26 protein-coding genes are annotated in these 24,792 nt (G+C 73.4%); 7 read left to right on the forward strand and 19 right to left on the reverse strand.

Annotated elements, in window-relative coordinates:
* Nucleotides 1-143 precede the first annotated feature (143 nt).
* From ACFVGY_RS22905 to ACFVGY_RS22915, 3 genes are all read right to left on the reverse strand, one after another.
* Complete coding sequence (locus tag ACFVGY_RS22905) at nt 144-1,139, reverse strand: ABC transporter substrate-binding protein (protein ID WP_385680206.1); 996 nt, start codon at nt 1,137-1,139, stop codon at nt 144-146.
* 75 nt (nt 1,140-1,214) lie between these two features.
* Nucleotides 1,215-2,087: an ABC transporter ATP-binding protein gene (locus ACFVGY_RS22910; protein WP_385680208.1), complete on the reverse strand. Its 873-nt coding sequence runs from the start codon at nt 2,085-2,087 to the stop codon at nt 1,215-1,217.
* A 202-nt stretch (nt 2,088-2,289) separates the two neighbouring features.
* Nucleotides 2,290-3,564: an APC family permease gene (locus tag ACFVGY_RS22915; protein WP_385680210.1), complete on the reverse strand. Its 1,275-nt coding sequence runs from the start codon at nt 3,562-3,564 to the stop codon at nt 2,290-2,292.
* Between the two features lie 263 nt (nt 3,565-3,827).
* Here ACFVGY_RS22915 and ACFVGY_RS22920 point away from each other — a divergent pair, with 263 nt between their 5' ends.
* On the forward strand, nt 3,828-4,247 hold the full coding sequence (locus tag ACFVGY_RS22920; protein ID WP_385680212.1) for a molybdopterin-binding protein: 420 nt from the start codon (nt 3,828-3,830) through the stop codon (nt 4,245-4,247).
* 112 nt (nt 4,248-4,359) lie between these two features.
* Nucleotides 4,360-5,232: a helix-turn-helix domain-containing protein gene (locus ACFVGY_RS22925; protein ID WP_385680213.1), complete on the forward strand. Its 873-nt coding sequence runs from the start codon at nt 4,360-4,362 to the stop codon at nt 5,230-5,232.
* A gap of 118 nt (nt 5,233-5,350) precedes the next feature.
* On the opposite strand, the gene ACFVGY_RS22930 is transcribed toward ACFVGY_RS22925, so the two are convergent.
* The 5 genes from ACFVGY_RS22930 to ACFVGY_RS22950 all read right to left on the reverse strand — a co-directional run bounded on the left by ACFVGY_RS22930 (nt 5,351) and on the right by ACFVGY_RS22950 (nt 9,472).
* Nucleotides 5,351-5,536 (reverse strand): DUF397 domain-containing protein, encoded by a 186-nt coding sequence (locus tag ACFVGY_RS22930; protein WP_385680215.1) that lies wholly within the window; start codon nt 5,534-5,536, stop codon nt 5,351-5,353.
* On the reverse strand, nt 5,533-6,393 hold the full coding sequence (locus ACFVGY_RS22935) for a Scr1 family TA system antitoxin-like transcriptional regulator (RefSeq protein WP_385680217.1): 861 nt from the start codon (nt 6,391-6,393) through the stop codon (nt 5,533-5,535). The genes ACFVGY_RS22930 and ACFVGY_RS22935 overlap by 4 nt, the downstream gene beginning before the upstream one ends.
* Before the next feature lie 179 nt (nt 6,394-6,572).
* Nucleotides 6,573-7,082: an O-acetyl-ADP-ribose deacetylase gene (locus ACFVGY_RS22940; protein ID WP_385680218.1), complete on the reverse strand. Its 510-nt coding sequence runs from the start codon at nt 7,080-7,082 to the stop codon at nt 6,573-6,575.
* Nucleotides 7,082-8,503, reverse strand: coding sequence for a phytoene desaturase family protein (locus tag ACFVGY_RS22945; RefSeq protein ID WP_385680220.1), 1,422 nt, complete (start codon nt 8,501-8,503; stop codon nt 7,082-7,084). The genes ACFVGY_RS22940 and ACFVGY_RS22945 overlap by 1 nt, the downstream gene beginning before the upstream one ends.
* Nucleotides 8,504-8,647: 144 nt before the next feature.
* Nucleotides 8,648-9,472, reverse strand: a complete 825-nt coding sequence (locus ACFVGY_RS22950; protein ID WP_385680222.1) for an inositol monophosphatase family protein — start codon at nt 9,470-9,472, stop codon at nt 8,648-8,650.
* Between the two features lie 113 nt (nt 9,473-9,585).
* Between ACFVGY_RS22950 and ACFVGY_RS22955 the strand changes: the two genes are divergently transcribed.
* Nucleotides 9,586-10,056: a hypothetical protein gene (locus ACFVGY_RS22955; RefSeq protein WP_385680224.1), complete on the forward strand. Its 471-nt coding sequence runs from the start codon at nt 9,586-9,588 to the stop codon at nt 10,054-10,056.
* Between the two features lie 41 nt (nt 10,057-10,097).
* Here the strand turns inward: ACFVGY_RS22955 and ACFVGY_RS22960 are convergent, their stop codons facing one another.
* Nucleotides 10,098-11,435 (reverse strand): cytochrome P450, encoded by a 1,338-nt coding sequence (locus ACFVGY_RS22960; protein ID WP_385680349.1) that lies wholly within the window; start codon nt 11,433-11,435, stop codon nt 10,098-10,100.
* A gap of 246 nt (nt 11,436-11,681) precedes the next feature.
* Here ACFVGY_RS22960 and ACFVGY_RS22965 point away from each other — a divergent pair, with 246 nt between their 5' ends.
* From ACFVGY_RS22965 to ACFVGY_RS22975, 3 genes are all read left to right on the forward strand, one after another.
* A complete protein-coding gene (locus tag ACFVGY_RS22965; RefSeq protein WP_385680226.1) occupies nt 11,682-12,872 on the forward strand; it encodes a sensor histidine kinase in 1,191 nt (396 codons plus the stop codon).
* Nucleotides 12,869-13,645 carry a hypothetical protein gene (locus tag ACFVGY_RS22970; RefSeq protein WP_385680227.1) on the forward strand — a complete coding sequence of 259 codons (777 nt, stop codon included), beginning with the start codon at nt 12,869-12,871 and terminating at the stop codon, nt 13,643-13,645. The genes ACFVGY_RS22965 and ACFVGY_RS22970 overlap by 4 nt, the downstream gene beginning before the upstream one ends.
* A gap of 168 nt (nt 13,646-13,813) precedes the next feature.
* Nucleotides 13,814-14,020: a hypothetical protein gene (locus ACFVGY_RS22975; RefSeq protein WP_385680228.1), complete on the forward strand. Its 207-nt coding sequence runs from the start codon at nt 13,814-13,816 to the stop codon at nt 14,018-14,020.
* A gap of 150 nt (nt 14,021-14,170) precedes the next feature.
* On the opposite strand, the gene ACFVGY_RS22980 is transcribed toward ACFVGY_RS22975, so the two are convergent.
* From ACFVGY_RS22980 to ACFVGY_RS23020, 9 genes are all read right to left on the reverse strand, one after another.
* Nucleotides 14,171-15,172 (reverse strand): TIGR03842 family LLM class F420-dependent oxidoreductase, encoded by a 1,002-nt coding sequence (locus tag ACFVGY_RS22980; protein WP_385680230.1) that lies wholly within the window; start codon nt 15,170-15,172, stop codon nt 14,171-14,173.
* A 108-nt stretch (nt 15,173-15,280) separates the two neighbouring features.
* Complete coding sequence (gene hydA / locus ACFVGY_RS22985; RefSeq protein WP_385680232.1) at nt 15,281-16,687, reverse strand: dihydropyrimidinase; 1,407 nt, start codon at nt 16,685-16,687, stop codon at nt 15,281-15,283.
* A gap of 16 nt (nt 16,688-16,703) precedes the next feature.
* The gene (locus ACFVGY_RS22990; RefSeq protein ID WP_385680234.1) at nt 16,704-17,999 is read right to left on the reverse strand and encodes an aspartate aminotransferase family protein; all 1,296 of its coding nucleotides are present in this window, start codon (nt 17,997-17,999) and stop codon (nt 16,704-16,706) included.
* Entirely contained in the window at nt 17,996-18,838 is an 843-nt protein-coding gene (locus ACFVGY_RS22995; RefSeq protein WP_385680236.1) for a nitrilase-related carbon-nitrogen hydrolase, read from the reverse strand. Before ACFVGY_RS22995 ends, ACFVGY_RS22990 begins: the two co-directional genes overlap by 4 nt.
* Before the next feature lie 188 nt (nt 18,839-19,026).
* Nucleotides 19,027-20,586, reverse strand: a complete 1,560-nt coding sequence (locus ACFVGY_RS23000) for a hypothetical protein (protein WP_385680238.1) — start codon at nt 20,584-20,586, stop codon at nt 19,027-19,029.
* Nucleotides 20,587-20,631: 45 nt separating this feature from the next.
* Complete coding sequence (locus ACFVGY_RS23005) at nt 20,632-21,012, reverse strand: PPOX class F420-dependent oxidoreductase (protein WP_385680240.1); 381 nt, start codon at nt 21,010-21,012, stop codon at nt 20,632-20,634.
* Between the two features lie 53 nt (nt 21,013-21,065).
* A complete protein-coding gene (locus ACFVGY_RS23010; protein WP_385680241.1) occupies nt 21,066-21,413 on the reverse strand; it encodes a hypothetical protein in 348 nt (115 codons plus the stop codon).
* 106 nt (nt 21,414-21,519) lie between these two features.
* Nucleotides 21,520-21,690 (reverse strand): hypothetical protein, encoded by a 171-nt coding sequence (locus ACFVGY_RS23015; protein ID WP_385680243.1) that lies wholly within the window; start codon nt 21,688-21,690, stop codon nt 21,520-21,522.
* A 97-nt stretch (nt 21,691-21,787) separates the two neighbouring features.
* Nucleotides 21,788-22,039 (reverse strand): helix-turn-helix domain-containing protein, encoded by a 252-nt coding sequence (locus tag ACFVGY_RS23020; RefSeq protein ID WP_385680245.1) that lies wholly within the window; start codon nt 22,037-22,039, stop codon nt 21,788-21,790.
* Nucleotides 22,040-22,131: 92 nt separating this feature from the next.
* Between ACFVGY_RS23020 and map the strand changes: the two genes are divergently transcribed.
* Nucleotides 22,132-22,899 (forward strand): type I methionyl aminopeptidase, encoded by a 768-nt coding sequence (gene map, locus ACFVGY_RS23025; protein WP_385680247.1) that lies wholly within the window; start codon nt 22,132-22,134, stop codon nt 22,897-22,899.
* Nucleotides 22,900-22,904: 5 nt separating this feature from the next.
* Here map and ggt read toward each other — a convergent pair whose 3' ends face one another.
* Nucleotides 22,905-24,710, reverse strand: a complete 1,806-nt coding sequence (ggt, locus tag ACFVGY_RS23030) for a gamma-glutamyltransferase (RefSeq protein WP_385680249.1) — start codon at nt 24,708-24,710, stop codon at nt 22,905-22,907.
* Nucleotides 24,711-24,792 lie beyond the last annotated feature (82 nt).

Consider the following 24,792-nt stretch of genomic DNA (forward strand, 5'->3'; position numbering starts at 1 on the left):
GCCCGGCCGGTGGTGGACCCGGGCCACCTGGCACAGCCCCAGCGCCAGGGCGCCGCCCGTGAGCCGGGCGCGGGTGCGCCCCCGGGCGGGCGGGCGGCCCCCCGGCCGGGGGCCGGCGGCTGCCGTGAGGGTGTCCGGAGCCATCAGACCTTCAGGGCCTTGCCGGTCTCGTCGAGGATGTGCAGCGCCGAGAGCGGGCCGCCGAAGAGCCAGGTGCCGGGGTCGAGCGGGACGGCCTTGTCGCTCTTGACGAAGTCGAGTCCCTTCCACACGGCGTTGGCGGCGAGGGCCCCGGTGAACGGGTTGTCCTTCTCGGCGGCGACGTAGAGGAAGGTGGCGTCGCCCTCCACCTTGGTCATGCCCTCGACGCCGACCGTGGTCATGCCCCAGGCGTCGGGCTCGCCCTTCCAGCCGTTCTTCAGTCCGGCGAGGTTCAGCACCTGCGGGGCGATGGCGTCGTCGGTGAGCATGCGGACGGTTGCGGTGCCGTTGGCGGTGAAGCCCTGCCCGACGGCGTACTTCAGGCCGCCCTTGCCGGCCTTGTCGAGGCGGGCCTTGAGGTCGGCGGCCCGGGCGTCGATCTGGCCGGTGACCTCGGCGGCCTTGTCCTGCTTGCCGACGGCCTTGGCCAGTTCGGCGAAGTTCTTCTTCATGGTCTGGAGCTGCGGCTTGGTGGTGTACGTGAACGACACCACCGGAGCGATCTCCTGGAGCTGCTTCAGGTTCGCCTTGGAGCGGTCGTTGTCGATCACGATGAGGTCCGGCTGGAGGGCCCGGATCTTCTCCAGGCTCGGCTCGTTGCGGGTGCCGACGTCGGTGACGTCCTGCGGCAGGGCGGCGCCCTTGGCGGTGATCCAGGTGCCGTAGCCCTTGTTGTCGGCGTTCCCCACCGGCGTGACCCCGAGCGCGACCAGCTCCTCGGTGTACGTCCATTCCAACGTCACCACCTTGGTGGCGGGTTTGGCCAGGGTGACCTTGCCCTGGGCCGTGTCGAGGACGATGGCGGCGCCCGCGGGCGCGTCCCCGCTCTTCTTGGGGTCCGCGGTTTCGCCGACCGTCCCGGACCCGCAGGCGACCGCGGCCAGCATCAGTGCCAGGGCGGCACCCGCCGTCGTCAAGGCGCGCGACATCCTCTGCATGGCGAATCTCTCCTCAGTGAAGGAAGGGGGGTGTTGCGGTCGAACGGCGCCGCGGGCGCCGGACCGGGGGTGGTCTCAGCCGGCGGGGGGCGCGGCCTCGGCGGACGGCACGGACTCGGCGGGCGGCTCGGACTCGGCTGCCGGCTCGGACTCGGCTGCCGGCCGCTGCGGGAAACAGGCGAGGTACCCGGTCGCCGGGTCGCGGACGACGCTCACGCGCAGGCCGAAGGCCCGGTCGATGACCTCGGGGGTCAGCACGGCGGCGGGATCCCCCGCGGCCGTGATCCCGCCGCCGGCGACGACCACGACCTCGTCGGCGTAGGCCGCGGCCTGCATCAGGTCGTGCAGGACCACGCCGCAGGCGATGGCGTGCTCGCGGGCCAGCCGGCGTACGACGTCGAGGACTTCGAACTGGTGGCGCATGTCCAGGTAGGTGGTGGGCTCGTCCAGCAGCAGCACGCCGGCCCGCTGCGCCAGCACCATGGCCAGCCAGGCGCGCTGGCGCTCGCCGCCCGAGAGTTCGTCGAGCCGCCGGTCGACGAGGGGGGCGGCGTCGGTGACGTCGAGGGCCCAGTCGATCGCCTCGGTGTCCTCGCCCGTGTGTCGGGAGAGGGCGCCGCGGTGGGCGTAGCGGCCGTGGCGGACCAGCTCGCGCACGGTGACCCCGGCGGGGGCCTGCGAGGTCTGCGGCAGGAACGCCAGGCGCTGGGACAGGGTCCGGCGGCCGAAGGAGCGCAGCGGCGCGTCGTCGACGCGCACCTCGCCGCCGATGGGGGGCAGCAGTCCGGCCACCGTGCGCAACAGGGTCGATTTCCCGCAGCCATTGGGGCCGACCAGCACCGTGATCGCTCCGGAGCGGAGCGAGAAGTCCACCTGCTTGAGCACCGGTCGGCCCGCATGCCCGACGTCGAGTCTTTCCGCCACCAGCCGGACGTCGCCTAACGCCACCGCGTCCCTCCCCTGTGTCGGGTTCTTGAGCGCCACCATACAACTTAGGTAAGGCAGCCCTAAGATCCATTTCCGGAACCCGGGTGACCTGTGACCATGTCGAGATCCTGCGCACCACCACACACCCCCGGCACACACTCACCACCCCTTGCGCAGAGGAGAGTTGGCCGGTAATGGCGCATGGCACGGGGGTGCGCCGGGGCTACCGGATGCGCTGTCCCACGGCCTTGCGGATTCCGAAGGCGGCCGCTCCGGCGGCGAGCACCGCGGCCCCGGAGACCACCGAGGAGGCCGGCAGGGCGAAGGCCAGGACCAGGCAGCCGGCCAGGCCGAGGACGGGGACGATCCGGGGCGGCCGGCCCTCGTCCGGGGTGAGGGTCCACGCCGAGGCATTGGCGACGGCGTAGTACGCGAGCACCCCGAAGGAGGAGAAGCCGATGGCGCCGCGCACGTCGGCGGTCGCCGCCAGGACGGCGACCACGCCGCCGACGAGGAGCTCGGCCCGGTGGGGGACCTTGAACCTCGGGTGGACGGCGGCCAGCGCGTGCGGCAGGTGCCGGTCCCGGGCCATGGCCAGGGTGGTGCGGGAGACGCCCAGGATCAGCGCCAGCAGCGAGCCGAGCGCGGCCACCGCCGCCCCGACCCGCACGACCGGTACGAGCCACTCGGCGCCCGCGGCGCGGGCCGCGTCCGCCAGCGGGGCCGCGGAGTCCGCCAGCCCCTGCGGGCCGAGCACCGCCAGGACGGCGAGCGCGACCAGGACGTACACGGCGAGGGTGATGCCGAGCGCGATCGGGACGGCCCGCGGGATCGTGCGCGCCGGGTCGCGGACCTCCTCGCCGAGGGTGGCGATGCGCGCGTATCCGGCGAACGCGAAGAACAGCAGGCCCGCGGCCTGGAGCACCCCGCCGGGGCCCGCTGCGGTGCCGATGGCGAGCCGGGCCGGGTCCGTCGCCTGCGAGGTCGCGGCGGTGACGGCGAAGGCGGCGAGCACCGCCAGGACCACCGCCACGATCACCCGGGTCAGCAGGGCCGACTTCTGCACCCCGGCGTAGTTCACGGCGGTCAGCGCCACCACGGCCGCGACGGCCACCGCGTGCGCCTGGCCGGGCCACACGTACGAGCCGACGGTCAGGGCCATCGCCGCGCAGGAGGCGGTCTTGCCGACGACGAAGGCCCACCCGGCGAGGTACCCCCAGAACTCCCCGAGCCGCTCGCGGCCGTACACGTAGGTGCCGCCGGAGGCCGGGTAGCGGGCGGCGAGGCGGGCGGAGGAGGTGGCGTTGCAGAACGCGACCACGGCCGCCAGGGCCAGCCCGACCAGCAGCCCCGATCCCGCCGCACGTGCGGCGGGGGCGAGGGCGGCGAAGATCCCCGCGCCGATCATCGAGCCCAGGCCGATGACCACCGCGTCGGTGACCCCCAGCCGCCGCCGCAGCTCGTCCGGCCCCCCGGCCGCAGCCGCCGGATCCGCCATGCCCTGCTCCCCTCGCCGCGGAGCCCCGTCCGGGCCCCGACCGCGGCAGACGATAGCGGGCGGGCGTGAACGGGCGGGCCGGCGGGGACGCCGCGGACCACGACGGCCGGTTCCCGGGCCGGGCGGGTGATTCCGGCGGGCCGCTGCGAGGGGCCGAGCCGGGGCCGGCGGGACGCCCACTACGGTCGATCTTGATCGGTCCTGCCGGACCGGCGCAGCACCCGAGCACACCACACCGACACCACCACGAGGACGGGCGACTCATGAGCCTGAGCATCCGCAACCGGATCCCCGGCACCGTCACGGCCGTCACCGCGGACGAGGCCATGGCGACGGTGAAGGTCCGACTGGACGGCGGCCAGCACATCACGGCCGCCGTCACCGCCGGGGCCGTCAAAGACCTCGGCATCGCCCCCGGCATCCCGGTGAAAGCGCTGGTCAAGGCCACCGAGGTGGCCCTGGCCACCGATCACGTGGAGGGCATCTCCATCCGCAACCAGCTCGCCGGGACCGTCGCGGGCATCGCCGTCGGCGGCTCGATGGCCTCCGTCCAGGTGGACGTGGAGGGCGGCGGCCTGGTCTCGGTGATCACCAACGAGGCGGTGGAGGCGCTCGCTCTGGCCGTCGGCTCTCCCGTCGTCGCACTGATCAAGTCGACGGAGATCCTGCTCTCCGCCACCTGATCCCCCGCACCCGGCACCCGCACCGGCCCGTCACCGGGCCGAGTGCGGCCGACGTGCGCGGGTGTCCGATGCGACCTTTCCCCGCCCCGGCCCGTCGCCGAGGATTCCGCCCATGGGACTCCACGAAGACATCGACCCGAGCCGCGCCCGGAACGCCGCCGAGCTCGTGGCACTCATGAGGAAGCTCCAGGACCGTTCCGGTCTGAGCTATCGCCAGCTGGAGAACCGAGCTGCGACACAAGGGCGGGTCCTGACGCGCAGCACGATCTCGTACGTCCTGACCCGCCCCTCCTTGCCGCGCCCCGACATGCTGGCCGCCTTCGTCGCGGCGTGCGGCCACGAACCCGAGACGGACGCGTGGCTCGCCGCCCGGGAACGGCTCGCCGCCGAGGCGGAGGCCGATGCCGGGTCGACCGCGGCGCCGGCGGCGTCCGCCGGCTCCCCGCAGTCCGATCCCGCGCCGGGGACCGTACCCGCCGGACGATTACGGTCACGCCGTGTCCTGGCGGTGCTCGGCACAGCGGTGGCCGCACTGGGACTGGGCTACGGGTTGGCGAAAGGAATCCCCGGCGCCGCCCAGAGCCCTCCCGCCGAGGACACCCCGCCATCCGCGACACCGGCGAAGCAGCCCGCCACCGGATTCACCCTCTTCGAGGGGCGGTCCCTGAAGGGCACGACGGCGGCCAGCGTGGGCTACCGCTTCTGGGACACCGGGGACGGCTGGTTCGGGATCGAGTACGTGACGCCGTACTCCCGTGACGAACCCGACGCCTACCAGGACGGCTGGGGCGGCAAGCTCCGGATGCACTACGAGGACCGCTTCGGCACCCACACCGTCGACCTCACCGACAACCCGGACGGCGAACCCGACGCCGGCAAGGACGACATCCGCTACGGCGCGAAGAACGTGTGGTTCGAGGTCTGCGACTCCGACGGCCGCGACCAACTGCGCGGCTGCCAGCGCCTGCGCAAGGCGAGGACCTGACCGCAGAAGGTGCCGCAGCGTCAACGACGATGAGACCGTGCAGCCCTGAGGCACGTACCGCGGCCCGCACGGGATGGTTCGTCCCGCCGGGCCGCGCAGTTCGGGCGCCGACGGCCGCTCAGCGGTCGACGGCGTACTGCACGAACCGAGCCCAGCCTTCACGGCCGACCGCGAAAGCCGGGCGTGCGAGGTCCTTGGAGTCCCGCACATGGATGGCCTGCGCGGCGAATGCCACCTCCACGCAGTCGTCACCCGCCGAGCCGCTGTGGCTGGACTTGAACCAGACGAGTTCCGTCACGCTCATAGCACTCCTCGCAGTTGCTCCAGCAGGCCCCGCGATTCTTGGGGAGTCAGGGCCTGTGAGCGCAGTGTGTCATAGCGCTGGTGAAGGAGGCTCACCTCCTTTGGGTCAGTGATGAGCCGCCCGTTCTCCTGCCCCTCGGAGTACGCGAGCCTACGCCCTTCCGGCGTTTCCAGCAGCCGCACGGGCCCGTCCAGACATGGGTGCAACCCGGCTTCCAGCGGCACGATTTGAAGCTTCACATTGCGCGGCCGCGTCTGTTCCAGGACGTGATCCAGCAGTTCTCGCATCGTGGCCGCCGAGTCGAACCTTCGCCGAAAGACATGCTCCTCCACGATGAAGCTGAACGGCACATGCGGCCGCTCACGGAGCATCTTCTGCCTGTCCAGCCGAGCCGTGACCTGCGCCTCCAACTGTTCGTCCGTCAGCAGCGGAATGTGGTTCTCGAACACCGCCCGCGCATACGCTTCCGACTGCAACAGCCCCGGCACCAGCCGGCACTCGTACGTGTACAGGCTGACCGCCATCTTCTCCAGCCGCGCCCACCGCCGGAACCACGCTGCCAGTCCCGGTTCGCCCCGGGTCAGGTGCCTGGCCGCCTTCCTGAGCGCGCCCGTGTCGCCCAGGGCCGCCTCCGCCCGTTCCACGAACGCCTCGTCCGGCATCCGCCGGCCCAGCTCCACCGACTCCACCGTGTGCTTGGAGAACCGGACCCTGGTGCCGAACTCCACCCGGCTGAGCCCGGCGTGCTCCCTCAGGGCCTGGACCACCGCGCCGAACGTCCGCAGACTGTCCGACGGGTCCGGCTCCCGCTCCCCGTCCCCGCACGCCCCGCCCGCTTCACCCTCGACCACCGTCATCCGCGGCCACCTCCACGTACGCACCCGCGGGATCATCCCGCGCTCGACTCACTCAGGGTGACGGACGCCACACCGTACCGTCCACCCTGTGTGCCCGTACGCTGACTGCGCGTACGGGGAGCACCGCTCCGGGGACCGTGACCCCCGAGGCGGACGTGCGGCGCAAGGGCCGAGTGCCGTCAGTGGACCTGTTCGGCGAAGGCCGCGTACGCCGCCTCGTCGAAGAGGACGAAGCGGACCTCCTCGACGGCGGTGTTCGCCGCGCGGACCGTTTCCACCGCGATGCGGGCGCCGTCGTCCATCGGCCAGCCGTACACGCCGGTGGAAATGGCCGGGAAGGCGACCGTACGGGCTCCCAGTTCGTCCGCGACGCGCAGCGACTCTCGGTAGCAGGAGGCCAGGAGGTCCGAGCGGTCTTCGGTGGCGGACCAGACCGGGCCCACGGTGTGGATCACCCACTGGGCGTGCAGGCGGCCCGCGGTCGTGGCCACGGCCCGGCCCGTCGGGAGGCCCTTGCCGTAGTGGGAGGCGCGCAGGGCCCGGCAGGCCTCCAGGATCTCCGGGCCGCCGCGCCGGTGAATGGCTCCGTCCACTCCCCCGCCGCCCAGCAGCGAGGAGTTGGCGGCGTTGACCAGCGCGTCCGCCTGCTCGGCGGTGATGTCGCCCTGGACGAGGGTGATGCGGACCATCAGGGGGCTGCCTTTCGCAGGTGCCGCCAGACCGCCTTGGCGGCGTTGTGGCCGGACATGCCGTGCACACCGGGGCCGGGCGGGGTGGCGGAAGAGCAGAGGAAGACGGCGGGGTGGGAGGTCGTGTACGGGGACAGGGACAGTTTCGGGCGGAGCAGCAGCTGGAGCCCGGAGGCCGCGCCGCAGGCGATGTCCCCGCCGATGTAGTTGGGGTTGCGGGCGGCGAGCTGCGGCGGGCCGGCCGTGGCCCGGGCCAGCACCAGGTCGCGGAAGCCCGGCGCGAAGCGCTCCAGTTGGCGTTCGACGGCGTCGGTGAGGTCGCCGTCCCAGCCTGCGGGGACGTGCCCGTACGCCCAGAAGACGTGCTTGCCCTCGGGTGCCCGGCCCGGGTCGGCGAGGCTGGGTTGAGCGGTGATCAGGAACGGGGTGCGGGGGGCCCGCCCGCCGGAGGCGAGTTGCAGGGCGGCATCGATGTCGCGGGCGCGCGGCCCGATCTGGACGGTGCCGGCGCGGCGCGGGGCCTCGGCGGTCCACGGCACCGGCCCGGACAGCGCGTAGTCGATCTTGAAGACGGAGGCGCCGTACCGGTAGCCGTCGTACGCCCGCCCCAGGCCGGCGATGCGGGCCAGTGCGGTCGGCGAGGTGTCGAAGACGTACGCGCGGGCCGGCGGGAGCTCGTCCAGGCGCTTGACCTCGAAGTCCGTGTGGACGCTGCCGCCGAGGTCGGCGAGGTAGCCGGCAAGGGCGTCGGAGACCGCCTGGGAGCCGCCGCGCGCCATGGGCCAGCCGCCCGCGTGCGCGGCGAGGGCGAAGACGAGACCGACGGCGCCGGTGGCGATGCCGCCCAGCGGGGCGATGACATGGGCGACGAGCCCCGCGAACAGGGCCTTGGCCCGCTCGTCCCGGAAGCGTCGCATCAGCCAGGTGGACGGCGGCAGTCCGGCCAGCCCGAAGCGGGCCAGGGTGACCGGGTCGCGGGGCAGGGCGGTGGCGGGCAGGGACATGAAGTCCCGGGCCAGGGTGTCCCATCGGCCGAGGAACGGCGCGACGAGCCGCCGGTAGGCGCCGGCGTCGCGCGGCCCGAAGGAGGCGGCGGTCTCGGCGACGGAGCGGGACAGCACGGCGGCCGTGCCGTCGTCGAAGGGGTGCGCCATCGGCAGCGGGGCGTGTACCCACTCCAGCCCGTACCGCTTCAGCGGCATCGCGGCGAATGCCGGGGAGCCGGCGCCCAACGGGTGGACCGCCGAACAGGGGTCGTGCCGGAATCCGGGGAGGGTGAGCTCCTCGGTGCGGGCGCCGCCGCCGACGGCCTCCGCGGCTTCGAAAACGGCCACCGAAAAGCCGCGCCGGGCCAGTTCGACGGCGGCTGTCAGCCCGTTGGGCCCCGCCCCGACCACGACCGCATCGAGAATCAACGGCACTGTGCGACTCCTTCGTCCGGTGGCGGCACCGCCCCCAGGATATTCGGACCGCCTCCGCGGGCCCCGGGGACGGCCTCGGCGGCCCCCGGGTTCGTCAGATCAGGGTCGGGCGGGGTCGGGGCGGGATCGGGATCGGGTGCGGGGTCACGCGCCGCGCAGCAGCTCGCGGATCCGTGCGACCGTGGCCTCGTCGCGGCCCACCGCGAAGGGCAGCTCGTTGTCCCGGTCGATACGGAAGGGCACCCCGGCGACGGTGCTCTGCGCGCCGCCGGCCTCGGCGACCAGCAGCAGCCCGGCCGCGTGGTCCCAGGCCGAGGGCCAGGTGAAGGCGAGGCCGTCCATCTCGCCGCGGGCCACCTTCAGGTACTCCAGTCCGGCCGAACCGCAGGGGCGGGCGGCGACGCCCGGCACGTCCAGGCGGGACAGGATCCGCTTGTCGCCGTCGGTGGTGTACAGCGGGTGCGCCATGGCGACGCGCAGGTCGGCGCCGGGGTCCGGGGACCCGCAGTACAGGCGCTCCTCCCCCAGGTACGCGCCCTGCCCGCGCACGGCGGTGGCCATCTCGTCCAGCGCCGGGGCGAAGGTCCAGGAGGCGAGGACCTCCCCGTGGTGGGCGAGCGCGACCAGGGTGCAGAAGTGGGGGTCGCCGGACACGAACTGTCGGGTGCCGTCGACGGGGTCCACGATCCAGACCGGGGCGTCGCCGCGCAGTGCCCCGTACACGGTCGGGTCGGCGTGCACGGCCTCCTCGCCGACGACGGCCGAGCCGGGCAGCAGCCGGGTGAGGGAGGCCGTGAGGTGCTCCTCGGCCTTCCGGTCGGCGACGGTCACCAGATCGTGCGGGCCGCTCTTCTCGTCCACCTCGTGCTCGGCGAGCTGCCGGAACCTCGGCATGATCTCGGCGGCGGCCGCCTTGCGGACGGCCTCCTCGACGGCGGACAGGTCACGTGCCAGGAACTGTTCGATCATGCCCCCATCAGACCACGCCCGGCCCGCGATCCCCACCGCATTCCCGGAAGGGAGGCCGTACCCGCGGTGACCATCGGGTGAACCCGTCCGGGGGAGTGGGGCAGGATGGAGGGGTGATCGTATTCCGCTGCGCGGCCTGTGGGACCGCCCTGACCGCACCGGTACGGGAGGTCCCGCTACCGCCGCTGGACGAGGCGCCGCTGCCGTTCGCCGTGCCGGACGGGGAGGACTGCCCGCCGCGGCTGGCCCCGGGCACCTTCGCCTACGACCCGGAGCCCTACCACCTGTCCTGGGCGCACCCGCCGAAGGGCGTGCCGGCCCCGCGGGTCCGGCCCGGCTCCGGGCTGCGCAGCGCGGTGATCGGCCCGGACGACGTCCGCGGGGTCGAGCCGATCCCGCGGCGACGGCAGGGCTGTTGCGGGCCGAGCGGCTCGCAGGGGCCGAACCTGGCCTGTGCGGGGTGCGGCGCCGAGGTCGCCGTGGAGACGGCCGACTGCTACACCCCGCAGCAGATCGCTCTCGACCCGCGCCTCACGGAGCCGTCCGGCTCCGCGGACCCTACGGCTCCGCCCGTGCCGGGGTGACCTCCCCGGGGCCCGGCCGGCCTCGGACGCGTCGCTGCGCGTCAGCCGACGGGCTGCCAGACGGCCGCCAGCGGGCCCGTGATCCGCTCCAGCGTCCGGCCCCGGCCCCGCCGTACCGGGAGGGGGCGGTCGGGCAGCAGGATCACGCCGCTCTCGGTCCGGAAGCCGATGTGCGTGTCCCTGAGCTGCCAGCCGGACCGTTCGAAGAGCAGTCGGAGGGTGGTCCGTACCTGTAGGTCGGCGAACCCGGCGCCCGGGCACCGACGCCTTCCGATCCCGAAGGGCAGGAACGCGTACGGCAGGGGGCGCAGGTCCTTCCAGCGCTCCGGCCGGAACCGGTGGGGATCGGCGTAGACCTCCGGGTCGCGGTGCTCCAGCAGCGGCGAGACGAACACCACCGCGCCCGCGGGTGCGGGCCCCGACCCGCCGAGGCGGACCTCGCGGCGCGCCCTGCGCGGCAGGGAAAGGGCCACCGGAGGGAGCATCCGCTGCGTCTCCTTGACCACGGCGTCCAGGCCGTCCGGCACGAGGTCGGGCCGGCTCATGGCGGTCAGTGCCGACCAGGCCATGGCGCTCGCCGTGGTCTCGTATCCCGCCGCGAACAGGCCGTGCAGCTCCGCCGCGATCTCCTGGGTGGTGAGGGTCCCGCCCTCCTCGTCCACCGTGTGGCACAGCACGGAGAGGGCGTCCCGCTGCGGCGGCTCCTGCCGCCTGTGCTCGACCAGGGCGGTGAGGCGCCGGTAGGCGCTCTCGACCCGCCGGGCCCAGCGCCCGTAGGGCGTCCACGTGCGGTACGACCGGAACAGGATCACGGAGGGGTTGAACATGGAGTTCAGCAGGTCGGTGATGTCGGCGGCCAGGCGGAGGTTCCCGGGGGTGGGTCGCAGGCCGAGGAGACAGACCAGCATGTTGGCCCTGGCGATGCGCCGGCACTCCGCGACGAGGTCGAACGTGCCCGCATCGGCGTCGGCGAACCGCGACGCCCGGAAGGTGTCCTCGAACACGCGCGCCCATCCATCGGCCAGGCTGCCGTGGAACGCCGGTGCGATCAGCTTCCGGCGGCGCCGGTGGTCCTGGCCGTTGGCGGTCAGGACGGTGTCGAACATGCCGGACCAGCTGTGCCCGGCCGGCAGGGAGAAGATCCCGCCGTCCGCCCGTTCGAACGCCCCCTCGTCGGTGAAGAAGGCCTTCACGGCGTCCTGGCCGCGGGCGACCAGCAGCGCGCCGTTGCGGCCGCTGACGGGCGTGAGGCCTTCGGCGGCCAGCGGCGCGACGCGGTCGAGGAGGTAGCGGGCGGGGTTGCGGAGGAAACGGACGTAGTTGAGCGGGCGGCTGCCGGACGGGCCGGCGGCGTCGGTGCGGAGCGAGGTATCCAGCATCTTTGCCACGTGCACTCCTCGGAACTGTGTCGGTCCTGCTGCCGGGACACGCCGGCCCGCGCGTGCGGGACGCGGCGTCTCACGCGACTGCGCCAGCGTGGCCGGGGAACGCACCTGGGCTGAAGGACAGTTGTCCTCTCCTCGCGCCGCGGGGTGTGCAACGATCGTCCACGTCCCACCGGTTGCGCGGGCCGGGCCGGCCCCCGGTCGGTCCCGTTCCGCGGTGAGCACGTCCTGGGCGGTCCTGTGGCCACAGACGCGGAGGTCCGCCGCCTTGCGGACCGGGAGCAACTGACCAGCACGACGATCAAGTACATGGTCGGGAACCTCGAATGGTCCGGACCGGTGTTCCAGGCGATGACGCTGTTCGTCAGCTCGGTGTTCGATCCGTACAGCGGCCGGGGGGACACGATCGTCTTCTGGCTGGCGTGCGCACACCTCGCCTTCGTCCCGTTCTGGTGGCGCGGCCACGGCCCGCTGGCCCGCGGCGGCTGGTGGACGATCGGGTATCCGGTGCAGGCCCTGCTGGTCAACTCGCTCCTGATGGCCATGTCCGATCCCGGGACGTACGGGCAGTCGATCCTCTGCGTGCCGGGGTGCAACTACTCCGCACCGATGTGGCTGTTCCTCGCCTACTACCCGTGGCCGTCGGGCCGGCTGGTGCCGTGGCGGCGGGCCGTCGAGGCGGCGGCACTCGCCGGGTACTTCGCGTTCTTCCTGCTCCTGGCGTACGGGAACAACGGCAGGATCACCTGGGCGCACGCCGCCTCGGCCGGCGTCTCCGTGATGTGGCTCTCCGTCGGCTTCATCCTCGGCATGGCGATCAGCAAGATGTGCATGGCGGCCGCGGAGAAACAGATCGAGGTCCAGCAGCAGAACTTCTCCGAGTTCTTCGAGTTCCTGCACTCCCACGTGAAGTCGGGCATCGCGGCCATCAGGGCCGACGTCCAGGATCCACCGCGTGTCCAGGAGAAGCTCGACGAACTGGAGCAGGCGGTCGGCAGCTACCGGATCGAGCTGCTCCTGACGCGGGACCAGGTGCCGCTGGCCACCCTGCTCAGCGAGCGCATCCGCACCTTCTCCGGTGTGCTGTGCGTCGGTTCCACGCCGCGGGTGGGGCCGGCCTCCGTCGCCCGGCCCGTCGCCGTCCTGGTCGGGCGGGCGCTGGGCGACCTGCTGTCCAACTCGGCCAAGTACGGCGCGACCGCAGTGGACATCGACTGCGACCTCAGCCGGGACGGGATCTCGCTGGAGGTGGCGGACAACGGCCCGGGACTGCCCGACGGCGTGCTGGACGACGCGTCACGCAGCCTCAACCGACTGCGCGGCGCGGCCCGTTCGCTGGGCGGCGACCTGACCGCGCACCCCGGCACGGGCGGGACCGGCACCGCGATGAAACTGACCATTCCGCTTCAGAGCAAGAGGACGTCGACATGAAGCAGGGCATGCGGATCCTCCTCGTGGAGGACTCCGATCTGCTGGCCGGTGCAGTGGGCAGGGAACTCGAACGGGAGTACGGCCACCTGGTGACGGCCGTACGCGACCCCCTGGGGCTGGACGGCCTGCTGGACACGGAGCGCTTCGACGTGGCCGTCGTCGACCTCCTGTACGAGCACCTCAACAAGGACTTCGACACACTCAGGCTGTCCGGGGGCCTCCGCATCCGCGGGGACGCCCTGCTGGTCAGCGGACTGACCGCGATCCGCACCCTCCAGAGCCGTCCGGCACCGGTGCCCACCGTCGTCTGGACCTCGGGCGAGGCCAACCGACGGCTCCACCTGCTGTACTCGTACCAGGACCTCGGCGTGCGCAGCTACTGCTCCAAGAGCCCGGGAACAGGGCGCCTGGACGTCCTGGAGGCGGCAGCACGGCAGGCGGTCGCCGGCGCGCCCTACGTCGACCCGGTCCTCAATCCCTACCTCCCCTCCGGGAAGGCCCGGTCGACCAGCCGGATCCTGCTGGAGGACGAGACCAAGCGGGCCATCTGGCGGGCCGTCGCCCTGGGGGCGCGCACCCGGCAGGAGATCGGGGCGCTCGCCGGGTACGCGCCGCGTACGGTGGGCAGGCTGATCCCCGAGATGTACCAGGACCTCACCGAGTTCGACATCGGCCTGCCCGAGAGCCGGACCCCCTTCGTCGACCTCGTCCGCTATGCCGCGGGGAACTGGCAGTTCTTCCTCGACGAGGCCGTCCGGGCCGCGTACCCGTGAACCCTCCCGGCGGGCGAGGGACATCTGTCCTGGCCGGGCCGGGGCCGTGATCGACACCCTGTTACACGTACACCCACCCCTGCCGGCCGGCGGGCGCGGACTCCCCGCGGCTCCCGGTCCGGCATCCCCTCGCAGGTGTACACGGACGATCACGCCAAGGAGCACACAGTGAATTCCGGTTTCCTCTTCCGTCTCCTGTCCCGCCCGGCCCGCGGCTACCGGACGTCCCGTGACCGGGTGCGCCGGCTGGCGGCCTGGGCGGCCCGCCGCCGCCGTATGGCGGCGCACCAGTTCGTCCGGGGTGCGTCCTACGGCGCCGGGACCACGGTGATCACCCTGGCCGCCTGGTGGTTCCGGGCCCGGTACGGCGGCTGACCGCCCACCTCCGGTCCGTGCGGTCGCGCTCGCGGCGCCGCTCACGTTCGGGGCCCCGGTACGACGCCCGACGCCCGTCGTACCGGGGCCCTGCCGTGGAGGCCGGCCCCGGCGGAGGCCGGCCCCGGCAGAGGCGGGCCGCCGTGGAGGTCAGCCGCCCAGCGCCGGGATGATGTGCTGCCCGTACGCGTCGATGGTGGCCTCCTTGGCGTCGTGCATGTCGTAGACGGCGAACTGGTCGACGCCCAGGGCGCGCAGGGCACGCAGCTTCTCGATGTGCGCCTCGGCCGGGCCCAGCAGGCAGAACCGGTCGACGATCTCGTCGGGGACGAAGTCCGTGGACGGGTTGTCGGCCCGCCCGTGGTGGCTGTAGTCGTAGCCCTGGCGGGCCTTGATGTAGTCGGTGAGGGCGGCGGGCACCATGCCCGAGTGCTCGCCGTACCGGCTGACCAGGTCGGCGACGTGGTTGCCGACCATGCCGCCGAACCAGCGGCACTGGTCGCGGGCGTGGGCCAGGTCCTCGCCCACGTAGGCGGGCGCGGCCACGCAGATGGTGATGGCGTCCGGGTCGCGGCCGGCCTCCTCGGCGGCGGTGCGGACCGAGTGCACCATCCACTCGGTGAGGTAGGGGTCGGCCAGCTGGAGGATGAACCCGTCCGCCTTCTGTCCGGCGAGGGCCAGGGCCTTCGGCCCGTACGCGGCCATCCAGACGGGGAGGCGGCCCTCCTTCACCCACGGGATCCGCACCGGCTGGCCGTCGACCTCGGCCTGACGGCCCTCGGCGAGGTCCCGGATGACGTCGATGGCCTCGCCGAGCCGGGCGAGGGTGTTGGGTTTGCGCCCGGCGACGCGCATCGCCGAGTCGCCGCGGCCGATGCCGCACACCGTGCGGTTGCCGTACATGTCGTTGAGGGTGGCGAAGGTGGAGGCGGTGACCTCCCAGGTGCGGGTGCCGGGGTTGGTGACCATCGGGCCGACGGTCAGCTTCGTCGTGTTGGCCAGGATCTGGCTGTAGATGACGAAGGGCTCCTGCCACAGCACGGCCGAGTCGAAGGTCCAGCCGTAGCGGAAGCCGTTGCGTTCGGCCCGCTTCATCAGGCTGATCACCTGGGAGGCGGGCGGGTCGGTCTGCAGGACGAGGCCGAAGTCCATGGGCGGCTCCTTGCGTGGGCGGTGCGGCGTACGGGGCGGGGTGCGACGGGTGCGGGGTACGGCGTACGGGACGCGTACGGGGGCGGGGGGCGGCGTCCCCCGCGCGGCCTACAGGTACTGGCAGGTGGAGCGCGGCACGAAGGTTCCGTGGCCGGCCCGCCCGGTGAACTCGCGCCGGTCGATCACGAGTTCGCCGCGGGAGAGCACGGTGTCGACGCGGCCGGTGACCCGCTTGCCCTCGTACGCCGAGTAGTCCACGTTCATGTGGTGCGTCCGTGCGGAGATGACCTGCTCGGCGCGCGGGTCGTAGAGCACGATGTCGGCGTCCGAGCCGGGGGCGATGGTGCCCTTCTGCGGGTAGAGGCCGAACATCCGGGCCGGGGTCGCGCAGGCGATCTCGATCCACCGGCGACGGGTGATGTGCCCGTCCAGGACCGCCTGGTGGAGGAGGTCCATCCGGTTCTCCACGCCCGGGAGGCCGTTCGGGATCTTCGAGAAGTCGCCGCGGCCCAGCTCCTTCTGCCCCTTGAAGCAGAACGGGCAGTGGTCGGTGGAGACCACCTGGAGGTCGTCGGTGCGCAGGCCCCGCCACAGCGCGGCCTGGTGCTCGCGCGGCCGCAGCGGTGTGGAGCAGACGTACTTGGCGCCCTCGAAGTCCGGCTCCGCGAGGTTGTCGGTGGACAGGAAGAGGTACTGCGGGCAGGTCTCCCCGAACACCGGCAGGCCCTTGTCGCGGGCGGCCGCCAGCTCGGCCACCGCCTCCTCCGCCGAGACGTGGACGACGTACAGCGGGGAGCCCGCGACACGCGCGAGCTGGATCGCCCGGTGCGTGGCCTCGGCCTCCAGCAGCGCCTTGCGGACCTCTCCGTGGTGGCGGGGGTCGGTCTCCCCGCGGGCGAGGGCCTGTTCGACGAGCACGTCGATCGCGATGCCGTTCTCGGCGTGCATCATGATCAGCCCGCCGTTGCCGGTGGCCCGCTGCATGGCGCGCAGGATCCGCCCGTCGTCGCTGTAGAAGACCCCCGGGTAGGCCATGAAGAGCTTGAAGGAGGTGATGCCCTCGTCGACGAGGAGGTCCATCTCCTTCAGGGTGCCCTCGTTGACGTCCGAGAGGATCATGTGGAAGCCGTAGTCGACGGCGCACTTGCCGTCGGCCTTGTCGTACCAGGCGTCGAGCCCCTCGCGCAGGGCGCGGCCCACGCTCTGCACGGCGAAGTCGACGATGGTGGTCGTGCCGCCCCAGGCGGCGGCCCGGGTCCCGGTCTCGAAGGTGTCCGAGGCGAAGGTGCCGCCGAAGGGCAGCTCCATGTGGGTGTGGGCGTCGACCCCGCCGGGGATGACGTACTTCCCGGACGCGTCGAGGACGCGGCCCGCGCCGGCGGTCCAGCCCTCGGCGGTGTCGGAGCCGTGCGCCGCGAGGGCGGTCACCCGGCCGTCCTCGACGAGCACGTCGGCGTGGAGCTCGTCGGCGGCCGTGATGACGAGGCCGCCGCGGATCAGGGTGCGGATGGACATGTGCGGTGCCTCCCGGCTACACGATGCTGCGCAGGGCCCGTTCGATGATCTCGGCACCCTCTTCCGCCTCGGCGACGGTGAGGGACAGCGGCGGCGCGATGCGCAGCACGCTGGTGTCGTGCCCGCCGCCCTTGCCGAGCAGCAGACCGCCTTCGCGGGCGGCTTCCAGGACGGCGGCGGCCGCGTCCGGGTCGGCGCGGTCGGTGCCGGGCCGGGTCAGCTCCACCCCGGCCATCAGCCCCCGGCCGCGTACCTCCCGTACGGCGGGCACGGTGGCGGCGATGGCGCGCAGCCGCTCCAGGAGCAGGCCGCCGACGCGGCGGGCGTTGCCCTGGAGGTCGTGCTCCAGCAGGTGGCCGAGGTTGGCGAGGCCGGCGGCCATGGTGACCGGGGAACCGCCGAACGTGGAGATGGAGTTGGCGTCGAGACAGTTCATGATGTCGGCGCGGGCGACGACGCCGCCGATGGACATGCCGTTGCCGATGCCCTTGGCGAAGGTGAGCATGTCCGGCGGGCCGCTGCGGGCGTGCGCCTGCCAGCCCCAGAAGTGCTCGCCGGTACGGCCCCAACCGGTCTGCACCTCGTCGCTGATCCACAGGATGCCGTGCCGGTCCAGCACCTCGCGGAAGGCCCCGTACAGGCCGTCGGGCGGGGAGGTGAAGCCGCCGACGCCCTGGATCGGCTCGGCGATCAGGGCGGCGACGGAGCCGCGGGCCTGGCCGAGCACGTCCTCCAGGTCGGCGACGGCGGCCGCGGTGAACGCCTCGTCGGACAGCCCGGCGAAGGGGCCGCGGGTGCGGACCGCGCCGTGGACGTAGTACGTCTGGAGCGGCGACAGGCTCGTCGGGGACCAACCGCGGTTGCCGGTGATGCCGACGGTGGAGAAGGACCGGCCGTGGTAGCTGTTGCGCATCGCCAGGATCTGGTTGGAGCGGCGGTACGCGGTCGCCAGCAGCAGGGCGGTGTCGTTGGCCTCGGTGCCGGACGTGGTGAAGAAGACCCGCGCCTCGGGGATGCCGGACAGGGCGGCGATCCGCTCGGCCAGCTCGATCATCGGCCGGTTGAGGTAGAGGGTGGAGGAGTGGATGAGCCGCCCGGCCTGCTCGCTGACGGCCTTGGTGACCTCGGGCAGGGCGTGGGCGGTCATCGTGGTGAGGATGCCGCCGAAGAAGTCGAGGTAGCGGTTGCCGTCGGCGTCCCAGACGTGGCGGCCTTCGCCGTGGGTGAGTTCGAGGGGGCGGTCGTAGTAGAGCGCGAGCCAGTCGGGCAGGACGGAGCGGTGGCGGCTGAGCAGGGGGATCGGGTTGGTCACGGCTGTACGAGCCCTCCGTAGGCGTCGGGGCGGCGGTCGCGGTAGAACGCCCATTGGGTGCGGACCTCTTCGATGAGGCCGAAGTCGAGGTCGCGGACGAGGAGTTCCTCCTCCTTGTCGCCGGCCGTCTCGCCGACGAACTGGCCGCGCGGGTCGACGAAGTAGCTGGTGCCGTAGAAGTCGTTGTCGCCGTACTCCTCCCGGCCGACCCGGTTGATGGCGGCGACGAAGTACTCGTTGGCGACGGCCGCCGCGGGCTGCTCCAGCTGCCACAGGTGGGCGGACAGGCCGCGGTGGGTGGCGGACGGGTTGTAGACCAGCTGCGCGCCGGCCAGGCCCAGCGCCCGCCAACCCTCGGGGAAGTGGCGGTCGTAGCAGATGTAGACGCCGACCTTGCCGACGGCGGTGTCGAAGACGGGCCAGCCGAGGTTGCCGGGGCGGAAGTAGTACTTCTCCCAGAAGCCCTTGACCTGCGGGATGTGGTGCTTGCGGTACTTGCCGAGGTAGCTGCCGTCAGCGTCGATGACGGCGGCGGTGTTGTAGTAGAAGCCGGAGTCCTCGATCTCGAAGACCGGGACGACGATCACCATTCCGGTCTCGCGGGCGAGGTCCTGCATCCGGCGGACCGTCGGCCCGTCCGGGACCCGCTCCGCCCAGCGGTAGTGCTCGGGCTCCTGGACCTGGCAGAAGTAGGGGGCGTTGAAGACCTCCTGGAAGCCGATGATCCGCGCGCCCTCGGCGGCCGCTCTGCGGGCGTGCTCCTCGTGTTTGGCGATCATCGACTCGGTGTCTCCGGTCCAGGTGGCCTGGACGAGTGCGGCGCGGACGACTTGGGCCATGAGCTGCTCCTCGCGACGGGAACGCCGACTTCTACGCACGTAGATGGTGTGCGTAGGGACTAGAACGTAGGCCTCGTCACACCGCGGGGCAAGACCGCCTTGCACTGATGGCGCAGTCGGTCGGATTGGGTCGCGAAACGGTCGGCTCCGATCAATTGTTGTGCAGGAGCGGTGTTCAGGAGCGGTGTTCAGGAAGCCAAGAGTTTGCCGACGCGGAGGGCGTGCACGAGGTCGCGGTGACGCCCGGCGGAAGCGGTCTCGGCAGCCCTGAGCAGGCGCGGGACGAACCACTGCGGGTCCCGGCGGGCGAGGCGGGCCGCCTCCTCGGCGGAGCGGACCCGGACGAAGGCGCCGAGCAGGGCGTCGGCCTCGACGAGCCGGCCCGCCTCCGCCAGGGCCAGGGCCGCCTCGGCGATCTCGGCGGCGGGACGGGACACGCCCTGGCGCAGCAGCGCCTCGCAGTCGGCGGTCCGGCCTGCCGCGCCGAGGGCCGCGGCCACCGCGGCGAGCCGCTCGGGCGGGAGCGAGGCCGCCTCCCACAGCAGGGTGGCCCAGTCGGCGCCCAGCCCGGCGCGGGCCAGCTCGACGGCGAGCTCCGGCAGCAGCCCGGGCGGCCAGGCGGCGGCCTCGCACAGCAGCACGTGCGCCTCGCCACTGCGCCCCTGGGCCCGCAACGCGATCAGTTCCGCCACCGCGCCCCCGACCCTCCGCCCGCCGGGCGGTGCTGCCCCGGCCCCCTGCGGCTCCGGCTGCCCGAAGCGGGCGTCGTGCGGCGGACCCGCTGGCGGACCGGCGTCCTGGGGCTGGGGTTGGGGTTGCGGGTGGGGTTGGGGCTGCGACCGGGTGTCCGGCTCCAGGTGGCCGAAGCGGGCGCCGCGCGGCGGGGCGGCGGCGGGGCCGGCCTGATGCCCGGGGGGCGGGGTGAAGGGGGTCGGCGTGGGGGCCGCCGAGCCGGCGTACCGCGCCCCTCCGGCCTTGCGGGCGGTGCCGCCGCCCCGCAGCCACCGCCCCTCGGCCCGCCGCACCCGGCCCGGCGCCCCGCCACCGGAGGCCGGCCCCGGGACCCCGCCCGACCCCTCGGGCGGCTCCCGCCCCGGGAGCTGCTCGGCAGGCTCCCGCGGTGTCCCGTAACGGCACGTGCCTCCGCCGGGCTCCCCGGACGACGGTGTTGCGGCGGGAGGTGCGGCGGCAGGCGCGGCCGGCGCATTGCTGCGCTGGCGGGGCACTGCGGGGAGCGGGTCGGGGGTGGTGGTCAGGGCCGTCAGGCGGGTCGTGAGGTCCTCGTGCCGGGATGCGGCCCGGGCCGCGTCGTCCCGGAGCCAGGCGAGCTCCCCGGCGACCGCTTCGGCCTCCGCCCGGTCCGCCGTGGCGGCGAGCCGCGCCGTCAGGGACCGTGCCGCAGCCTCCGCGGCCTCCCGCTGCTCGGCGGCGGCCACGGCCAGGGTTTGCAACTCCTCGGCCCCGCCCGGGAGCCGGTCCCACGCGGCGGCGGCCTCCGCCCGGAGTCGGGCCGCGTACTGCGTCTCCCGCGCCGCGAACTCGGCCCCCCGCGCCCCCGCGAGATCGCCGAGCAGTGACTCCACCACGTCCCACGGCGGCATCGCGGCCCCGTCCAGGCAGGCCCGCAGCCCCTCGGCGTCCCGGCGCAGGAACTCCCCGTACCATCCTGCCTCGGGGTCCAGTCTCTGCGTCAACCCGCGTAAGTAGTCCGAGAGTTGCGTGATCACCAGCGAAGCCGCGGTCTCCATGCCGGCATTGGAACCCACCGTTGTTACGGGCGGGCTACGGGAATCTCACACCTTGACGGCGATCCCCGTGTGCGGGCGCCGCCCGAACCGAACGAGCGCGCCCGGGACGTCCACCGACCAGAACTGCCACGTGTACTTCCGCGACATCAGCCGCCGCACCCGCTTCAGCCCGGCTTCGTCGAGCAGCCGCGCCCGGCCCTCGATCACCGGCGCGCCGGGCGCGACCCGCCCGCGCACGTCGCACGGCTGGAGGGTGACCCGGCCGTTGTTCCGGATCCGCTTGACCTTCCACGAATCGGACCGGGTCCAGATGTACAGCTCGCCGGCGTCGGCCACGGCCCACACGGGCGTCGCGACGGGCGTGCCGTCCTTCCGGAAGGTGGTGAGGCTGACGTACTTCGCCCGCCCGAGCTCTTCGAGGGTCATCCCCCGAGGCTACGCCACCGCCCGCACCCCGTCTCCGGGGCGGCCCCTACGCCCTAGCGGGGCAGTTCCAGCCAGACCGAGAAGGTGTGGACCGCGGAGCGGTCGCCCGGGTGCACCGTGGCGAGGGGGTGGCCGAGGCAGTCGCGGGTGCCGAAGAGCTTGACCGTGGCGGGGCTGTCGTTGTGCAGGTGCACGGCCGGGGCGTCGCCGAGGGCCGGCAGGTCGATGCACACCCCGCTCTCCGGGGCCCGGAGGACGTCCGCGGCCGGGCGGTCGTCGCCGTCGGTGTACGCGTAGGACAGCTGGCCGGGCACGGGATGTGCATCGGCCGGGCCGACGACGGACAGGAGCAGGAAGGAGGAGGCGGCGGCGATGCCGGCCGCGGTGGTGCGGTTGTGCATGCCGTGCAGCGTAGGAGGGCCCTGACCTGCCGAAACGCTTCACCCCGGGCTGAGGGGCGACCATTCACCCGAATGCCCGCGGTTCGGTGCGCCCCGACCCGCCGTGTCACCTTGCCATGGCCCTCCCGTCGGGGGCGGTCGGGGGTGCGGCCGGGTGGCGGCCCGGGTCTGCGGGCCGGCCGTCGGGGACGGCGCAGGCGGCGACCAGCAGGCCGCCCGCCAGGAGGGCACCGAGGAGTCCGAGTCCGAGTCGTTCGGCTGCGTTGCTGGCTGACACCCCTTCACGTTGCCCCGCGCCCGGCCGCGGGCCCCGCCGATTGCGCCGTTCGGCCCGCGCGGCCGCCCGAACGACAGCCCGCGGGCACCGGAACGGGTCAGGCGGGGACGAGCGCGCAGCGGCGGATGACGTCGTCCAGCGAGAGGCCGAGCGCCTCGGCGAGGGCGGCCACGGTGAAGAAGGCCGGGGTGGGCGCCCGGCCCGTCTCGATCTTGCGGAGGGTCTCGGCGGAGAGCCCGGCCGTCGCCGCGACCTCGACCATGCTGCGCCCGCCGCGGGCCTCGCGCAGCAACGTGCCGAGGCGCTCGCCGCGCTCGCGCTCTTCCGGGGTCAGGGGGGTTCGCACCATGGGCCCATCGTACCGGTCGACCCAACAATCATCCCGGTATAAGTTTACCGTTACATCTTTACCGGTATAGGTTTACCGGTATAGTTATTGGCATGGTAGAGATCAAGACGGAACAGTCGATCGACGAGATGCGCGCCGCGGGCCGGGTCGTCGCCCACGCCCTGGCGGCCGTACGGGATGCCGCGCGCGTCGGGGTGTCCCTGCTGGAGCTGGACCGGGTGGCCCGCGGCGTCCTCGCCGGGGCGGGGGCGACCTCGCCCTTCCTCGGCTACCGGCCGCATTTCGCGCCGGTCCCCTTCCCGGGGGTGATCTGTGCCTCCGTCAACGACGCGATCGTGCACGGCGTCCCGGACGGCCGCCGGCTCCGCGACGGCGACCTGGTGAGCATCGACTGCGGGGCCCGGCTCGGCGGCTGGGTCGGGGACGCGGCGGTCAGCTTCACCGTCGGCCGCCCCCGCCCCGCCGACCTGCGGCTGATCGAGACGGCCGAGGCGGCCCTGGCCGCCGGTATCGCCGCCGCCGTGCCCGGCAACCGGATCGGGGACATCGCGCACGCCGTCGGCACGGTCTGCCGCGCCGCCGGATACGGCATCCCGGAGGACTTCGGGGGCCACGGCATCGGCCGCAGCATGCACGAGGACCCGTCCGTGCCCAACGAGGGCCGGCCCGGGCGCGGCATGGAGCTGCGCCCGGGCATGGTCCTGGCGATCGAGCCGATGGTGACGGCGGGCGGCGGGGACGAATACCGCTGCGACGGGGACGGCTGGACCCTGCGGACCGTCGACGGCAGCCGTGCCGCGCACGCGGAGCACACGGTCGCGATCACCGCCGACGGCCCGAGGATCCTCACCGCGCTCTGATCGTGTTACGGCTTGCCGTGCGGGTGGACCGCCATGGCCGAGCCGCCGCCCCGCCGGGTCTTCTCGGTGGCCGCGAGCCAGCGCCCGTCCGGGAGCCGCTGGACGCCGGTGGCTGCGCCGATCTCCTGGTTCAGCCGGAACGCCTGGCCCAGTTTCTCCAGCTGGCCGCGCAGCGGACTGTTCCACAGGGCGGGTTCCAGCTCCGTGGTGGGCTGGTTGCGCTGGCTGGCCCGCGGCGCGGCGATCGCGTCGACCAGCGGCAAGCCCCGGTCCAGGTGCTCGGTGAGGACCTGCAGGACGGTGGTGATGATGGTGGCGCCGCCCGGCGAGCCCACCGCGAGGACCGGCCGGCCGTGCTCCAGCACGATCGTCGGGGACATGGACGAGCGGGGCCGCTTGCCCGGGCCGGGCAGGTTCGGGTCGGGTACCCCTGGCGCGGCCGGGGCGAAGGAGAAGTCGGTCAGCTCGTTGTTGAGGAGGAAGCCGCGGCCGGGCACGGTGATCGCGCTGCCGCCGGTGGACTCGATGGTCAGGGTGTACGAGACGACGTTCCCCCAGCGGTCGGCGACCGTCAGGTGCGTGGTGTTCTCGCCCTCGTACGTGGTCGGCGCGGGCCGGCCCGGGGCGTCGCAGGGCTTCGGGTGGTACGGGTCACCCGGCGCCAGCGGGCTGGTCAGGGCGTGTTCCGGGTTGATCAGGCAGCCGCGCGCGTCGGCGAACCGCTGCGACAGCAGCTGGCGGGTGGGCACCTGCTCGAAGGCCGGGTCGCCGACCCACCGACCCCGGTCGGCGAAGGAGATCCGGGAGGCCTCGATCACGTGTTGGAAGTACTGCACCTCGGAGAGGGCTCGCAGATCGGTGCGCTCCAGCATGTTCAGGGCCTCGCCCACGGTGGTGCCGCCGGAGGAGGACGGCGCCATGCTGTAGACGTCGAGCCCGCGGTACTCGATCCGGGTCGGCTCCTGCCGCTTGGTCCCGTAGGCGCGCATGTCCTGGGTGGTGAGGTCGCCGGGACGGACGGTGCGGGTGGCGGACGGGCCGACGGGGGGCTTGCGGACGGTGTTGACGATCTCGTCGGCGAGCGGCCACCGGTACATCGCTCCGGCGCCGTTGCGTGCGAGCTCGGCGTACGTGGCCGCCAGGTCCGGGTTCTTGAAGGTGGAGCCGACCACCGGCAGGGCGCCGCCCGGCAGGAACAGCTCGCTCGTGGCCGGGAAGTCCTTGAAGCGGGCCTCGTTGGCCTCGGTCTGGGCGCGGAAGGTGGCGTCGACCTTGAACCCGTCGCGGGCCAGCTTCTCGGCGGGCTTCAGCAGCTTGGACAGCGGGCGGGTTCCCCAGGCGTCCAGGGCGCTCTGCCAGGTGGCGGGCGTGCCGGGGACACCGACCGAGAGGCCGCTGGTCTGGGCCTCGGCGAACGGGATGGGCACCCCGTTCTCCAGGAAGAGCCCGGCGGTGGCCGACTTCGGCGCGGTCTCGCGGCCGTCGATGGTCTGCACCCGGCGGGTCCTGGCGTCGTAGTGGACGAAGTAGCCGCCCCCGCCGATGCCGGCGGAGTACGGCTCGGTGACGCCGAGCGCGGCGGCCGTGGCGACCGCGGCGTCCGTCGCGTTCCCGCCGGCCCGCAGGACGGCGATGCCGACGGCGGTGGCGTCGGGGTCGACGCTGGCGACGACCCCGCCGTAGCCCACGGCGACGGGCACCTTGGCCGGAGGTCCACCGGCCGTCGACGGCGGGGCCGCGGCGCCGGTGGACACGAGCGCCCCGGCGAGGGCGGCGGCGAGGCTTAAGTGGCGTGGAGCGGGACGACGCATGGCGTACCTCCGGTCGACGGCCTGTCAGGCCCCCTGCGACAGGGCTGCGGTCGGCACTGTAACTTCACCGAACCCCCCGCGT

This window comes from Streptomyces sp. NPDC127106 (assembly GCF_042677605.1).
Taxonomy (GTDB): Bacteria; Actinomycetota; Actinomycetes; order Streptomycetales; family Streptomycetaceae; genus Streptomyces.

Coding starts and splice junctions, on each gene's coding strand:
- ACFVGY_RS22905 (WP_385680206.1), bottom strand. CDS start 1,139: ATGCAGAGGATGTCGCGCGCCTTGACGACGGCGGGTGCCGCCCTGGCA.
- ACFVGY_RS22915 (WP_385680210.1), bottom strand. CDS start 3,564: ATGGCGGATCCGGCGGCTGCGGCCGGGGGGCCGGACGAGCTGCGGCGG.
- ACFVGY_RS22920 (WP_385680212.1), top strand. CDS start 3,828: ATGAGCCTGAGCATCCGCAACCGGATCCCCGGCACCGTCACGGCCGTC.
- ACFVGY_RS22925 (WP_385680213.1), top strand. CDS start 4,360: ATGGGACTCCACGAAGACATCGACCCGAGCCGCGCCCGGAACGCCGCC.
- ACFVGY_RS22930 (WP_385680215.1), bottom strand. CDS start 5,536: ATGAGCGTGACGGAACTCGTCTGGTTCAAGTCCAGCCACAGCGGCTCG.
- ACFVGY_RS22935 (WP_385680217.1), bottom strand. CDS start 6,393: ATGACGGTGGTCGAGGGTGAAGCGGGCGGGGCGTGCGGGGACGGGGAG.
- ACFVGY_RS22940 (WP_385680218.1), bottom strand. CDS start 7,082: ATGGTCCGCATCACCCTCGTCCAGGGCGACATCACCGCCGAGCAGGCG.
- ACFVGY_RS22950 (WP_385680222.1), bottom strand. CDS start 9,472: ATGATCGAACAGTTCCTGGCACGTGACCTGTCCGCCGTCGAGGAGGCC.
- ACFVGY_RS22960 (WP_385680349.1), bottom strand. CDS start 11,435: ATGCTGGATACCTCGCTCCGCACCGACGCCGCCGGCCCGTCCGGCAGC.
- ACFVGY_RS22970 (WP_385680227.1), top strand. CDS start 12,869: ATGAAGCAGGGCATGCGGATCCTCCTCGTGGAGGACTCCGATCTGCTG.
- ACFVGY_RS22980 (WP_385680230.1), bottom strand. CDS start 15,172: ATGGACTTCGGCCTCGTCCTGCAGACCGACCCGCCCGCCTCCCAGGTG.
- hydA (WP_385680232.1), bottom strand. CDS start 16,687: ATGTCCATCCGCACCCTGATCCGCGGCGGCCTCGTCATCACGGCCGCC.
- ACFVGY_RS22995 (WP_385680236.1), bottom strand. CDS start 18,838: ATGGCCCAAGTCGTCCGCGCCGCACTCGTCCAGGCCACCTGGACCGGA.
- ACFVGY_RS23000 (WP_385680238.1), bottom strand. CDS start 20,586: ATGGAGACCGCGGCTTCGCTGGTGATCACGCAACTCTCGGACTACTTA.
- ACFVGY_RS23005 (WP_385680240.1), bottom strand. CDS start 21,012: ATGACCCTCGAAGAGCTCGGGCGGGCGAAGTACGTCAGCCTCACCACC.
- ACFVGY_RS23010 (WP_385680241.1), bottom strand. CDS start 21,413: ATGCACAACCGCACCACCGCGGCCGGCATCGCCGCCGCCTCCTCCTTC.
- ACFVGY_RS23020 (WP_385680245.1), bottom strand. CDS start 22,039: ATGGTGCGAACCCCCCTGACCCCGGAAGAGCGCGAGCGCGGCGAGCGC.
- map (WP_385680247.1), top strand. CDS start 22,132: ATGGTAGAGATCAAGACGGAACAGTCGATCGACGAGATGCGCGCCGCG.
- ggt (WP_385680249.1), bottom strand. CDS start 24,710: ATGCGTCGTCCCGCTCCACGCCACTTAAGCCTCGCCGCCGCCCTCGCC.